The sequence below is a fragment of the Enterobacter sp. RCC_40 genome (assembly GCF_041360735.1).
Classification (GTDB): Bacteria; Pseudomonadota; Gammaproteobacteria; order Enterobacterales; family Enterobacteriaceae; genus Enterobacter; species Enterobacter ludwigii.
The window spans coordinates 227474-240222 of record NZ_JBFUPR010000004.1 but is presented as its reverse complement, the minus strand read 5'-3'; the positions used below and the strand labels follow the sequence as shown (position 1 = coordinate 240222).

The 12749-nt window shown below is 57.3% G+C and carries 11 protein-coding genes; 5 read left to right on the top strand and 6 right to left on the bottom strand.

Going from position 1 to position 12749, the window contains the following annotated elements:
• Window positions 1-6 precede the first annotated feature (6 nt).
• The 4 genes from AB6731_RS15735 to plsY all read right to left on the bottom strand — a co-directional run bounded on the left by AB6731_RS15735 (window position 7) and on the right by plsY (window position 3437).
• On the bottom strand, window positions 7-309 hold the full coding sequence (locus AB6731_RS15735; RefSeq protein WP_003862556.1) for an urease subunit gamma: 303 nt from the start codon (window positions 307-309) through the stop codon (window positions 7-9).
• A 10-nt stretch (window positions 310-319) separates the two neighbouring features.
• A complete protein-coding gene (locus AB6731_RS15730) occupies window positions 320-1147 on the bottom strand; it encodes an urease accessory protein UreD (RefSeq protein ID WP_371006544.1) in 828 nt (275 codons plus the stop codon).
• A gap of 116 nt (window positions 1148-1263) precedes the next feature.
• On the bottom strand, window positions 1264-2730 hold the full coding sequence (locus AB6731_RS15725) for an MFS transporter (protein ID WP_121339840.1): 1467 nt from the start codon (window positions 2728-2730) through the stop codon (window positions 1264-1266).
• Between the two features lie 92 nt (window positions 2731-2822).
• The gene (plsY, locus tag AB6731_RS15720; protein WP_020883628.1) at window positions 2823-3437 is read right to left on the bottom strand and encodes a glycerol-3-phosphate 1-O-acyltransferase PlsY; all 615 of its coding nucleotides are present in this window, start codon (window positions 3435-3437) and stop codon (window positions 2823-2825) included.
• A 107-nt stretch (window positions 3438-3544) separates the two neighbouring features.
• Here plsY and folB point away from each other — a divergent pair, with 107 nt between their 5' ends.
• Together folB and bacA are read left to right on the top strand one after the other, a co-directional pair.
• The gene (gene folB, locus AB6731_RS15715) at window positions 3545-3913 is read left to right on the top strand and encodes a bifunctional dihydroneopterin aldolase/7,8-dihydroneopterin epimerase (protein ID WP_020883629.1); all 369 of its coding nucleotides are present in this window, start codon (window positions 3545-3547) and stop codon (window positions 3911-3913) included.
• A 107-nt stretch (window positions 3914-4020) separates the two neighbouring features.
• Window positions 4021-4842: an undecaprenyl-diphosphate phosphatase gene (gene bacA, locus AB6731_RS15710; RefSeq protein WP_014171656.1), complete on the top strand. Its 822-nt coding sequence runs from the start codon at window positions 4021-4023 to the stop codon at window positions 4840-4842.
• A gap of 10 nt (window positions 4843-4852) precedes the next feature.
• Here bacA and AB6731_RS15705 read toward each other — a convergent pair whose 3' ends face one another.
• Together AB6731_RS15705 and AB6731_RS15700 are read right to left on the bottom strand one after the other, a co-directional pair.
• Entirely contained in the window at window positions 4853-6094 is a 1242-nt protein-coding gene (locus AB6731_RS15705; protein WP_371006542.1) for a multifunctional CCA addition/repair protein, read from the bottom strand.
• A gap of 61 nt (window positions 6095-6155) precedes the next feature.
• On the bottom strand, window positions 6156-6776 hold the full coding sequence (locus AB6731_RS15700; RefSeq protein ID WP_025203004.1) for a TIGR04211 family SH3 domain-containing protein: 621 nt from the start codon (window positions 6774-6776) through the stop codon (window positions 6156-6158).
• Between the two features lie 229 nt (window positions 6777-7005).
• Between AB6731_RS15700 and AB6731_RS15695 the strand changes: the two genes are divergently transcribed.
• From AB6731_RS15695 to hldE, 3 genes are read left to right on the top strand one after another with little or no spacing between them, the layout of a single operon-like run.
• Window positions 7006-8307, top strand: coding sequence for an inorganic triphosphatase (locus AB6731_RS15695; RefSeq protein ID WP_032678982.1), 1302 nt, complete (start codon window positions 7006-7008; stop codon window positions 8305-8307).
• Window positions 8308-8324: 17 nt separating this feature from the next.
• Window positions 8325-11183, top strand: a complete 2859-nt coding sequence (gene glnE / locus AB6731_RS15690; protein ID WP_371006586.1) for a bifunctional [glutamate--ammonia ligase]-adenylyl-L-tyrosine phosphorylase/[glutamate--ammonia-ligase] adenylyltransferase — start codon at window positions 8325-8327, stop codon at window positions 11181-11183.
• A gap of 40 nt (window positions 11184-11223) precedes the next feature.
• Complete coding sequence (hldE, locus tag AB6731_RS15685; RefSeq protein ID WP_020883633.1) at window positions 11224-12654, top strand: bifunctional D-glycero-beta-D-manno-heptose-7-phosphate kinase/D-glycero-beta-D-manno-heptose 1-phosphate adenylyltransferase HldE; 1431 nt, start codon at window positions 11224-11226, stop codon at window positions 12652-12654.
• Window positions 12655-12749: the final 95 nt, after the last annotated feature.

The window sequence follows — 12749 nt, the reverse complement described above, 5'->3', positions numbered from 1 at the left end:
CGCTCCTTATACGATCGGGTTATGGACGGTGACGAGCTTTGATCCGTCCGGGAACGTCGCTTCCACCTGAATGTCGGGGATCATCTCCGGTACGCCTTCCATCACCTGGTCGCGCGTCAGGACGTGACGGCCCGCTTCCATCAGTGAGGCGACGGTTTCGCCATCGCGGGCGCCTTCCATAATAAACGCGCTGATCAGCGCGACTGATTCCGGGTAATTCAGTTTTACCCCGCGCGCAAGGCGGCGTTCGGCAACCAGCGCAGCGGTAAACAGCAACAGCTTGTCTTTTTCTCTGGGGGTCAGTTCCATAACGTTTCTCTTATGTCTGCCAGATACGCGGCGAACAGGCGGTTTTGGGGGTTAAAAGCGGGCGAAGCGACTGCCAGATATCGCGCATCACCCGCTGGCACATCAGGTTGTCGTGGGAGAGAAAACGCACCGACAGCAGATCGTCTGTGAGCGTTGCCCCGGCAAAGTGGCTCAGCGGCGTCAGCAGCTCGCGCACCGTTTCGAGGTGCGCTTCCCTGGCCGGAAAGAACAGCAGCGTGCCGACCCACGGGAGACCTGCAACGGGCGTGAGATCGCCATTGCTGAGGTGCTGACGTTCAATCAGCCGTGGCTCATCGTCGACCCAGATCTCAAGGCGGCTTTCCAGCGTGCCGTGGCTGAAGGTTTCGCCGATCACCGGGCGACCCAGACAGTACAACTCCCACGCCAGCAGCGTACTGGAAGCCTTCAGATGAAAAACGGAACGCAGGGCGGCATTCGCACCGGGAAAGATAATGGTGTCCTGTGGCAGCCACTCCAGCGTAGCCTCATCGTCGAGCCAGAAGTGCTGATTGAGACAGGCCTGCGGGCCGCTGCTGCGATAGAACTTGCTCGCGCCGGGCATGGTGATCAGCGCATGGCTTTTCGCGTCCAGATGCACCGAAATATCCAGCGTATCGCCGCCGACTATCCCGCCTGGCGGGTGCAGCAAATACAGGTGGCAGGTGTCGCCTTCGGGATAAAAAGGCCGCTGTACGGTGAGGGGCCCGCTGTGATGAGCAGCGTGCAGGAGGGTTTTCTCAGGGGTGTAACAAAACTGCAGGGCAAGCGATGCCTGCCAGCCTTTGTAAGAATTATCAGTGACCTGAGCTGCTAACATGCTGCATCCATCTGCTCATCATCGGGAGACGTTTCAGTATGCCCTGGCAGAAATGAAGGCTGTCATATGAGTCGCTTATGGATAAAAAAACCGGCTCAAGGAGCCGGTTGAGAAGGTTATCGATAATCCTCTGCATCCACATCATAGCCGGACGGTTCCCAGCGGATCGCCAGCAGCGAAGCCAGCCCGATAAACGGTGCCAGAGCGATCACCCAGAACACGGCGGTATCAAGAGAGGCCACCAGCAGCGGGAACAGAAACAGCGAGAGCGTAGAACTGCTGCGCATCAGCGTCTGGTTAAGGCCCACGCCCACGCCGCGCAGAGAGGTGGGATAGCTCAGGGACGCAAACGTCATGGTATGGGCGCCAGGCCCAAAGCCCTGACCGAACAGGAATAGCGCCAGCATCGCGACGGCGATAACGCCTTCCGATACGCCTTCCGGACGACCAGTCAGCGCCAGCCCCAGCAGAGCAACAAGCTGACAGGCGTAGCCCGCCAGCGACATCCGCCACGCGCCGAAACGCGGAACATAGCGCACTGCCAGCAATCCGCCGACGAAGGCAAACAGCAGGTTTAGCACCAGCGAGATCAGAATAGTGGTCAGCATCGACTGCACAAAGAAGCTGGAGATAATGACCGGCAGACCAAATGCGACGGCGTTATAGGCGAAAGACGACACCACCGAGAGCAGGGTAGCGAGCGTGGTACGTCGCAAATAGACGCCACGGAACAGGTGCAGATAGTTTGCCCACTTCGCCTTGTTGACCACCGGTGCCGGTTGGTTAAGCGCATCCTGCGGCACGTGGGCGTTGATGTTATACGATTGCCGCAAGATAGCGGCCGCCTCTTTCAGGTTGCCCTGATTCGCCGCCCAGACCGGGGACTCGCTCATGTAGCGGCTACGAATGGCGATAATCACCAGCGCAGGCACCGCGCCAAACCCCAGGATTAAGCGCCACAGCCAGTCGCTGTGACTTTCTGGCAGTACGGCGTAGAAGAATAACACCAACAGGTAAGAGATGCTGATTGCGGCATACCAGGTTGGGCACCACATTGCCACGCTGGAGGCCTTGTTTCCGGGGCCTTTGAGCCTGGCGAACTCGCTAAGAAACGCCATCGCCACCGGCAGATCGATCCCCACGCCGAGGCCCATCACAAAGCGTGCGCCCGCCAGCGCATATTCGTTGGGTGCCAGTGCACAGGCGATGGCCGCTACCACGAAGAACAGCATGTCGGCCATAAAGACGCGGTAGCGTCCGATCTTGTCCGTGAGATAGCCACCCAGTAGCGCCCCGACAATCGCACCAAAGGTAATGGCCGAGGCCACCATGCCGGTACCGGCAGGGGTGAGATTAAATTCGCGGGTGATGTCTTTGATGCCGAACGCCAGCGCACCAAGGTCGTACGCATCGAGGAAAATACCGCCCAGCGCGATACCGACTACGATGCGGGCGTTGGCCCGACCCTGAGAACCGTCGTTGACCAGACGTGAAACGTCAGAGGCGTTACGTACCCACTTGATGTCGCCATCAGGCGAATGTCCTGCCGTTGAAAGGGGAGTTGTGTCTGTAATGTCTGCCATTTTCTTTTTGTGTGGTTGTGTTGTGTCATTAACAGTTACCACAGGCAGAGGGTGACCAAAATCACATTTGGTTATAAGGCATAACTAACCCCTTACGGGGCGTCTTTTTTCTTTCTCTTGAGCTTCGACCAGATTTTGGTCTCCTGGCGACGCCACAGGCGCTGAATATTATCGTGATGGCGTAGCAGGATGAGGCAGGAGAGCATCGACACCGGGAAGGTGAACTGCGGTTTGAACCACCAGACATAGAATGGCGCGATCAGCGCGCTGACGATGGCGCCCAGTGATGAGTAACCGCTCAGAAGAATGGTCAGTAGCCAGGTGCCGGCCATCACGCCGGTTAAGTCCCAGCCGATTGGGGCAATAGCACCAAAGGCGGTGGCGACGCCTTTACCGCCTTTAAAACCAAAGAATACAGGCCAGATATGGCCGACACAGGCGGCGATAGCAATGAGCCCCAGCCAGAACGGCGTTACGCCCAGCGCATACGCTCCCCAGACGGGTAACATTCCTTTCAGAACATCAAAAATCAATACCGCTACGGCTGCTCCCTTGCCGCCAATTCGTAGTACATTGGTCGCCCCCGGATTCCCGGAACCACTTTCGCGCGGGTCAGGTAACCCGGCAATGCGGCAGACCAGAATGGCGCTGGAGATTGAGCCGCAAAGGTAGGCGAGGAGGATCATTCCAGGCGCGATTGCACTCATAACGCTGTTCCGTTTTGAAAATGTATCTGTATTCTCAGCATCTGTGGATAATACGCATAATTCGCCGGAAGTGGTATCCGGTTTAGCCAAAAAGCAGGCAGGTCGTGATGGATATTGTATTTATAGAGCAACTTTCGGTAATCACCACTATTGGTGTTTACGACTGGGAACAGACCATTGAGCAGAAACTCGTGTTCGATATCGAAATGGGCTGGGATAACCGCAAGTCAGCAAAAAGCGACGACGTGAATGACTGTCTAAGCTACGCCGATATCAGTGAAACGGTCGTGGGCCACGTCGAAGGGCAACGTTTTGCGCTGGTGGAGCGTGTGGCAGAAGAGGTGGCCGAGCTGCTGCTGAGCAAGTTCAACGCACCGTGGGTACGCATCAAATTGAGCAAACCGGGCGCCGTGGCGCGTGCCGCTAACGTCGGCGTGATCATTGAGCGTGGCACAAATCTGAAAGGGAAGATTTAACGTCATAATAGCTAAACCATTTTAGGTTATACCGGTCTTAAAGCTGTATCTTTCACGGTTGTCCGCGTGGGACACCGTTTTTTTTATATCTTTTTAGGGGTTTATAGATGAGCGATATGCACTCGCTGCTGGTGGCGGCAATACTGGGTGTGGTCGAAGGATTGACGGAGTTTTTGCCGGTTTCCAGTACGGGCCATATGATTATCGTTGGCCATCTGCTGGGCTTTGAAGGCGATACCGCAAAGACGTTTGAAGTTGTCATTCAGTTGGGGTCTATTCTGGCGGTCGTTGTGATGTTCTGGCGTCGTCTGTTCGGGCTTATCGGTATCCACTTTGGCCGTCTTCCTCAGCGCGAGGGTGAAAGCAAAGGTCGCCTGACGCTTATCCATATTCTGCTTGGCATGGTTCCGGCAGTGGTTCTGGGCCTGGTTTTCCACGACACCATTAAATCGCTGTTTAACCCGATTAACGTCATGTATGCGCTGGTCGTCGGCGGTTTCCTGCTGATCGCGGCAGAACTGCTGAAGCCGAAAACGCCACGCGCGGAAGGTCTGGATGACATGACCTACCGTCAGGCGTTTATCATCGGTTGTTTCCAGTGTCTGGCGCTGTGGCCGGGCTTTTCACGCTCAGGCGCGACCATCTCTGGCGGGATGCTGATGGGCGTTAGCCGTTATGCTGCGTCGGAGTTCTCGTTCCTGCTGGCAGTGCCGATGATGATGGGCGCGACCGCACTCGACGTCTATAAAAGCATTGGCTTCCTCACCACGGGTGACATTCCGATGTTCGCCGTGGGCTTTGTCACCGCCTTTATTGTGGCGCTGATCGCCATCAAAACCTTCCTGCAGTTGATTAAACGTATTTCGTTTATTCCGTTCGCGATCTATCGCTTTATCGTGGCGGCTGCGGTTTACGTGGTCTTCTTCTGACCGACGGCCCTCAGTCTTTAGGCTGAGGGCAATGCTTTTCCTTCCAGTCCGACACCGCCTGAATTCGACGTTTCGTCAGCTCTTCCCGGATTTCCGGTCCCTTGAAGCCCGCCTCGACAACCGCTTTAGTCGGTACCGCTTTTGCCACGTCCCACGCTGCGCGTAACAGCCGCCCCTGCGGATAATCGCTGGCTTCAAAACCGGTGCGGCCACGTACGTCGGCTTCGCTGGTCAACGCGATCTGCTCGACGCGCTGGGGTTTGCGCCATGCGTCGATGTTATCAAACAGCTTAACGATGGTGGCCGGTTTGAGGATCGGGAAGGTGTGGATCAGGTCGTGAAATTCCGCCACCAGTCTGGCGAGATCGCGAATCTCATTGGGTACCCGCAGGCGCTGGCAAAGCCCTTCGACCAGCTTCACCCCGGCAGGACCGTGGCCATGGTGGCGCGGCCACATGGCTTTTGGCGTTAATCCTTTGCCGAGATCGTGGCACAGCGTTGAAAAACGCACATCCACCTCGGGGCTGAGCATGGCAGCCATACTCAGGGTCATCAGGGTATGCACGCCGGTATCGATTTCCGGGTGCCATTTCGCCGGGGCGGGCACGCCGAACAGCGCGTCAATTTCCGGGAACAGCACTTTCAGTGCGCCACAGTCACGCAGCACCTGGAAAAAGACCTGCGGGTTGCGGGTAGTAAGGGCGTTTTCCGTCTCTTTCCAGACGCGCTCTGGCGTGAGGTGGGCCAGTTCGCCCGCCTCGGTCATGGCGGTCATCAGTGCCAGGGTCTCATCGGCAATGCGGAAGCTCAGATGCGCGTAACGCGCCGCAAAGCGCGCCACGCGCAGCACGCGGAGCGGATCTTCAGAAAACGCCGGGGAGACGTGACGCAGCAGTCGATTACGCAGATCGTCCTGACCGCCATACGCGTCAATGATCTGGCCGTCTTCGTCCTGCGCCAGCGCGTTGATGGTGAGATCGCGACGCAGGAGATCTTGCTCCAGCGTGACGTCCGGTGCGGCATAGCAGGTGAAGCCGGTATAACCCGAACCGGATTTCCGTTCGGTACGCGCCAGGGCGTACTCCTCACGGCTTTGCGGGTGCAGAAACACGGGAAAATCGCGGCCTACCTGCTGGTAGCCCGCGTTAAGCATCTCTTCAGGTGTGGCTCCCACCACCACCCAGTCTTTATCTTTGACCGGCAGACCTAACAACGCATCACGTACCGCACCACCGACCAGATAACTCTTCACGCCCTGTACTCCCGTTTTCTCTTTTCGCAAGATAATACGTAAGTCTGGCAGAGAAGACGAATTAGTTCATCCAGCGGTCTTTACGCTTACGGCTTGGGATCAGGTGAGGAAGCACCAGACCCAGCACCAGGCCAACGCCCAGCACACCGCCACCGTACATAAACCACTGCATGATGATGGTACGTTGTTTGTCATCAAGTTGCAGATTGGCGGCGTTCACCTTCTTCTGCGCAACAATCAGCTCGTTTTTCAGTTTCTGATTTTCGTCTTTCAGACCGTTAATCACGCTGTCGCTCTGGGCCACTTTCTGCTGCATTTCCGCGGTACGCTGGTTCCAGGTACCGTCGATATTGTTCAGCTTGTCGGTCAGCGTTTTCACCTGATTTTCCAGATCCGGCACGCGGGTGCGCAGGCTTGGCACCGCACTCAGCTCTTTCAGTGGGATCCAGGACGTGCGGCCGGTACTGTCGCGAACCTGACCATAATTGGTCTCCGCGTTGGTCTGTAACAGCGTCACTTCCTCGCCGGCATTGACCGTACCCACGAGGCGATAATTATCTCCAGGGCCACTGCGTACCCAGGTGTTCAGTTCGTCAGAAACGTAACGCTTCTCTTCAGCGTGCACGGCGGTTGCGGCGCTAAAAGCGAGGAAAGTAAGTCCAATCAGGCGTAATTTAAGCATCATTAGTCGTTATTTTCATAAATAGTGGAACGATAGTAGTGGCAACAGTGTCTCTACGCAAAGCATTCGTCAGCAATCAGAATCATCTGTGTCACGACCCTAAACATTTACGCCCGTCAAATTGCTCATTGCGTGGCAATTTGGCGCAAAATACTATGTACTGACAAACAAATGGCGAGGAAGTTCGCCCTCATTGACGCGTCTGTGACGCCTGCAAAAGTACAAGGCTATGGCTCAAGAAATCGAATTAAAATTTATCGTCGAAAAAGACAGCGTTGACGCACTCCGTCAGCATCTGCAGACCCTTTCCGGCGAACACCATGAACCGGTACAACTGCTTAATATCTATTACGAAACGCCAGACAACTGGCTGCGCCGCCATGATATGGGGTTGCGCATCCGTGGCGCGAACGGGCGCTACGAGATGACGATGAAAATCGCTGGCCGCGTGGTCGGCGGTTTGCATCAGCGCCCGGAATACAATATCGACATCAATCAGCCAGAACTTGAGCTGGATCGTTTCCCGGCAGAAGTCTGGCCGGACGGCGTGCTGCCAGAAACCTTATCCGCCGAGGTGAAACCGCTGTTTAGTACCGATTTCTGGCGTGAAAAATGGCTGGTAACGGAAGGGAAAAGCCGCATTGAAATCGCCCTCGATCAGGGTGAGGTAAAAGCGGGTGAGCTTCAGGAGCCGATTTGCGAGCTGGAGCTTGAACTGCTGGAAGGTGAAGTCCAGGACGTACTGAAGCTGGCGCGTAAGCTGGTAAGTCAGCCGGGCCTGCGTCAGGGCAGTCTGAGCAAAGCGGCGCGGGGGTATCATCTGGCCGCCGGGAATGCGCCGCGCCTGCTGAAAGAGACCACTATTTTGCACGTGCCACCGAAAGCCAGCGTTGAGCAGGGCATGGAGGCGGCGCTGGAGCTGGCGCTCTCACAGTGGCTTTATCATGAAGAGCTGTGGGTGCGTAATGTGAAAAACGCAAAAGCGCACGTGTTAGCGGCGATGAGCCTTGTGCGTCATACCCTGGCGCTGTTCGGCGGCATCGTACCTCGTAAAGCGAGCGCTCACTTACGTGACCTGCTGACCCAGACCGAAGCGCTGCTGCTCTCTGACGTATCCGCACAAACGGCACTCTACAGCCCGCAAAACGCCGCCGCCAGGCTGGCGCTGACCGAGTTTCTGGTGACGCGCAGCTGGCGTGCCTTCCTGGATGCAAAAGCGCAGGCCAAAATTGAAGATAACTTCAAACGTTTCGCCGATATCCATCTTTCACGCCACGCGGCGGAGCTTAAAACCACCTTTGCGTATCCGCTGGGAGACCAGTATGGCGATCAGCTGATCCGCCTGTCGCGCAATATCGACAGCATGCTGCTGCTGTCGGGTGCCTATGACGGCCCTAAAGCGCAGGCCTGGCTGGAGAACTGGCAGGGGCTGAAACATGCTATCGAAACCCGTCAGCACATTGAGATTGAGCATTTCCGTAATGAAGCCATTTCGCAGGAGCCGTTCTGGCTGCACAGCGGAAAACGTTAACTCTGGCAAGGAACCCTATAATGCCGCTTTCTTCGCAGTTACAGCAGCAGTGGCAGACCGTTTGCGAACGTCTGCCTGAGTCATTACCGGCGTCATCGTTAAGCGAGCAGGCCAGGAGCGTGCTCACCTTCAGTGATTTTGTGCAGGAAAGTATCACCGCTTACCCGGACTGGCTGGAGGCGCTTGAGAGCACCCCGCCGCAGGCAGACGAGTGGCGGCATTATGCGGGCTGGTTGCAAACCGCACTTGAAGAGGTCGCGGATGAAGCGACACTGATGCGCGTCCTGCGCCAGTTCCGCCGCCGGGTGATGGTGCGTATTGCCTGGGCTCAGGCGCTGGAACTGGTCAGCGAAGAAAGTACCCTGCAACAGCTGAGCGAGCTGGCACAAACGCTGATTGTTGCCGCACGGGACTGGCTCTATGCCGCCTGCTGTAAAGAGTGGGGCACGCCGTGCAATGAGGATGGGGTTCCTCAGCCACTCTTGATTCTGGGCATGGGCAAGCTCGGGGGCTGCGAACTGAATTTCTCCTCGGATATCGACCTGATTTTTGCCTGGCCGGAGAACGGCTCCACACGCGGGGGCCGCCGTGAACTGGACAATGCGCAGTTCTTTACCCGTCTCGGGCAACGTCTGATTAAAGCGCTGGATCAACCTACCCAGGATGGTTTTGTCTATCGCGTGGATATGCGTCTGCGCCCGTTTGGCGACAGCGGTCCGCTGGTGCTGAGCTTTGCGGCACTGGAAGATTATTACCAGGAGCAGGGGCGCGACTGGGAGCGTTACGCGATGGTCAAAGCGCGGATCATGGGAGACAGCGACGATGCCTACGCCAACGAGCTGCGCGCCATGCTGCGCCCGTTCGTGTTCCGTCGCTATATCGACTTCAGCGTTATTCAGTCGCTGCGCAACATGAAAGGAATGATCGCCCGTGAAGTGCGTCGCCGGGGTCTGAAGGACAACATCAAGCTCGGCGCGGGCGGCATTCGCGAAATCGAATTTATCGTTCAGGTCTTCCAGCTGATCCGCGGCGGACGTGAGCCTTCACTGCAATCCCGTTCGCTGCTGCCGACGCTGTCAGCCATAGAGCAACTGCATCTTCTGCCGGAAGGCGACGCGCAGATCCTGCGTGAGGCCTATCTGTTCCTGCGCCGCCTGGAAAACCTGCTGCAAAGCATCAATGACGAGCAGACACAGACTTTACCAGGCGATGACCTGAACCGGGCGCGGCTGGCCTGGGGGATGCACGTCGATGACTGGTCAACGTTGACCGGGCAACTGGATGCGCATATGGCCGGCGTGCGCCGTGTCTTTAACGCGCTGATTGGTGACGATGAAAGTGAATCGCAGGACGATACGCTCTCTGAACACTGGCGCGAATTGTGGCAGGACGCGCTGCAGGAAGATGACACCACGCCGGTGCTGGCGCACCTGAGCGACGACGATCGCCATCGTGTGGTGGCGTTAATTGCTGATTTCCGTCTCGAACTGAATAAACGGGCCATTGGTCCGCGCGGTCGTCAGGTGCTGGATCATCTGATGCCGCACCTGCTGAGCAACGTCTGCTCGCGTGCGGATGCGCCGGTCCCGCTGTCGCGCATGATGCCGCTGCTGAGCGGGATCATCACCCGTACGACCTATCTTGAGTTGCTGAGCGAGTTCCCGGGCGCGCTCAAGCATCTGATTACGCTTTGCGCCGCTTCGCCGATGGTGGCCAACAAGCTGGCGCGGTATCCGCTGCTGCTGGATGAGCTGCTCGATCCCAATACGCTCTACCAGCCGACGGCAACGGACGCTTACCGTGACGAGCTGCGTCAGTATCTGCTGCGCGTACCGGAAGAGGACGAAGAGCAACAGCTGGAGGCGCTGCGTCAGTTTAAGCAGGCGCAAATGCTGCGCGTGGCGGCGGCAGATATCGCCGGAACACTGCCAGTGATGAAAGTGAGCGATCACTTAACATGGCTTGCGGAAGCGATCATTGATGCGGTGGTGCATCAGGCATGGATTCAGATGGTGGCGCGCTACGGCCAGCCGAAACACCTTGCTGACCGCGAAGGCCGCGGTTTTGCCGTTGTGGGTTACGGTAAGCTCGGCGGATGGGAACTGGGGTACAGCTCGGATCTCGATTTAATCTTCCTGCATGACTGCCCGGCAGACGTCATGACCGACGGCGAGCGTGAAATCGACGGGCGTCAGTTCTACCTGCGTCTGGCCCAGCGCATTATGCATCTGTTCAGCACCCGCACGTCATCCGGCATTTTGTATGAAGTGGATGCGCGTCTGCGTCCTTCCGGCGCGGCCGGCATGCTGGTGACCTCAACGGAATCCTTCGCTGAGTACCAGAAGAATGAAGCCTGGACGTGGGAACATCAGGCGCTGGTGCGTGCCCGCGTGGTGTACGGCGATCCGTCGCTGAAAACGCAGTTTGATGCCATTCGTCGGGAGATTATGACGACCCCGCGTGACGGCAGCACGCTCCAGACCGACGTGCGTGAGATGCGCGAGAAAATGCGCGCGCACCTGGGCAATAAGCATCGCGATCGCTTTGATATTAAAGCGGATGAGGGCGGCATTACCGATATTGAATTTATTACGCAATATCTGGTGCTACGCCATGCGCACGCTAAACCGAAGCTGACCCGCTGGTCTGATAATGTGCGTATTCTGGAACTGCTGGCGCAAAACGACATTATGGATGAGCAGGAGGCGCAGGCCTTAACGCGCGCCTATACCACGCTGCGCGACGAGCTGCACCACCTGGCCTTACAGGAGCAGCCTGGCCACGTCGCGCTGGACTGTTTCGCCACTGAACGCGCGCAGGTCACCGCCAGCTGGCAGAACTGGCTGGTGGAACCGTGCGTAACAAAACAAGTGTGATATTATCGCGCGCAAATTGTGAATCTTTCTGGAGTCAGGAATGAAAGTAACACTGCCAGAGTTTGAACGTGCTGGAGTTATGGTTGTCGGGGATGTCATGCTGGATCGCTACTGGTACGGGCCGACCAGCCGCATCTCTCCGGAAGCACCGGTACCGGTAGTTAAGGTCGACACCATTGAAGAGCGTCCTGGCGGCGCGGCAAACGTGGCGATGAACATTGCCTCTTTGGGCGCGCAGTCGCGTCTGGTTGGCTTAACCGGCATTGATGATGCGGCGCGTGCGCTGAGCAAGTCGCTGGCGGACGTGAACGTGAAGTGCGACTTCGTTTCGGTTCCGACACACCCGACGATCACCAAACTGCGCGTTCTGTCGCGTAACCAGCAGCTGATCCGCCTCGACTTCGAGGAAGGCTTTGAGGGCGTTGATCCTGAGCCGCTGCACGAGCGCATTAACCAGGCGCTGAGCACTATCGGCGCGCTGGTGCTGTCCGACTACGCCAAAGGTGCGCTGGCAAGCGTACAGCAGATGATCCAGCTCGCGCGTAAAGCCAATGTGCCCGTGCTGATCGACCCGAAAGGTACTGACTTTGAGCGCTATCGTGGCGCAACGCTGCTGACGCCAAACCTCTCTGAGTTTGAAGCGGTGGCGGGCAAATGTAAGACGGAAGAAGAGCTCGTTGAGCGCGGCATGAAGATCATTGCTGACTTCGAACTCTCCGCGCTGCTGGTGACCCGCTCCGAGCAGGGGATGACGCTGCTACAGCCTGGCAAAGCGCCGCTGCATATGCCGACCCAGGCGCAGGAAGTGTATGACGTGACCGGTGCCGGCGACACGGTCATTGGCGTTCTGGCGGCGACGCTGGCGGCAGGGAACTCTCTGGAAGAAGCGTGCTACTTCGCTAATGCTGCGGCAGGCGTGGTCGTCGGCAAGCTGGGGACTTCCACCGTTTCGCCGATCGAACTGGAAAACGCGGTGCGCGGTCGTGCCGATACCGGTTTTGGCGTGATGAGCGAAGATGAGCTGAAAGTGGCCGTTGCCGCCGCCCGTAAACGCGGTGAAAAAGTGGTGATGACCAACGGCGTGTTCGACATCCTGCATGCCGGTCATGTCTCTTATCTGGCCAATGCGCGTAAGCTGGGCGACCGTCTGATTGTGGCGGTGAACAGCGATGCGTCGACGAAACGTCTTAAAGGTGAAACGCGTCCGGTGAACCCGCTGGAGCAGCGCATGATCGTGCTGGGTGCGCTGGAAGCGGTGGACTGGGTGGTGTCGTTTGAAGAAGATACCCCGCAGCGCCTGATTGCCGGTATTTTGCCGGATCTGCTGGTGAAAGGCGGCGATTACAAACCGGATCAAATCGCAGGCAGCGAAGAGGTCTGGGCTAATGGTGGTGAAGTGATGGTGCTCAACTTTGAGGACGGGTGCTCAACCACCAACATCATCAAGAAGATCCAGAAAGACAGCAAATAAAGTCAGCCAATAAAAAACGGGCCATCTGGCCCGTTTTTTTCACCCTCTCTTTACAGGAGGGGGTATCTTCGCAAACAGCCCGTTATACGCGGCTG

Bases quoted from the DNA above. Each gene is read 5' to 3' on its own strand.
- AB6731_RS15735 (WP_003862556.1), bottom strand. From the start codon at position 309: ATGGAACTGACCCCCAGAGAAAAAGACAAGCTGTTGCTGTTTACCGCT.
- AB6731_RS15730 (WP_371006544.1), bottom strand. From the start codon at position 1,147: ATGTTAGCAGCTCAGGTCACTGATAATTCTTACAAAGGCTGGCAGGCA.
- AB6731_RS15725 (WP_121339840.1), bottom strand. From the start codon at position 2,730: ATGGCAGACATTACAGACACAACTCCCCTTTCAACGGCAGGACATTCG.
- plsY (WP_020883628.1), bottom strand. From the start codon at position 3,437: ATGAGTGCAATCGCGCCTGGAATGATCCTCCTCGCCTACCTTTGCGGC.
- folB (WP_020883629.1), top strand. From the start codon at position 3,545: ATGGATATTGTATTTATAGAGCAACTTTCGGTAATCACCACTATTGGT.
- bacA (WP_014171656.1), top strand. From the start codon at position 4,021: ATGAGCGATATGCACTCGCTGCTGGTGGCGGCAATACTGGGTGTGGTC.
- AB6731_RS15700 (WP_025203004.1), bottom strand. From the start codon at position 6,776: ATGCTTAAATTACGCCTGATTGGACTTACTTTCCTCGCTTTTAGCGCC.
- AB6731_RS15695 (WP_032678982.1), top strand. From the start codon at position 7,006: ATGGCTCAAGAAATCGAATTAAAATTTATCGTCGAAAAAGACAGCGTT.
- hldE (WP_020883633.1), top strand. From the start codon at position 11,224: ATGAAAGTAACACTGCCAGAGTTTGAACGTGCTGGAGTTATGGTTGTC.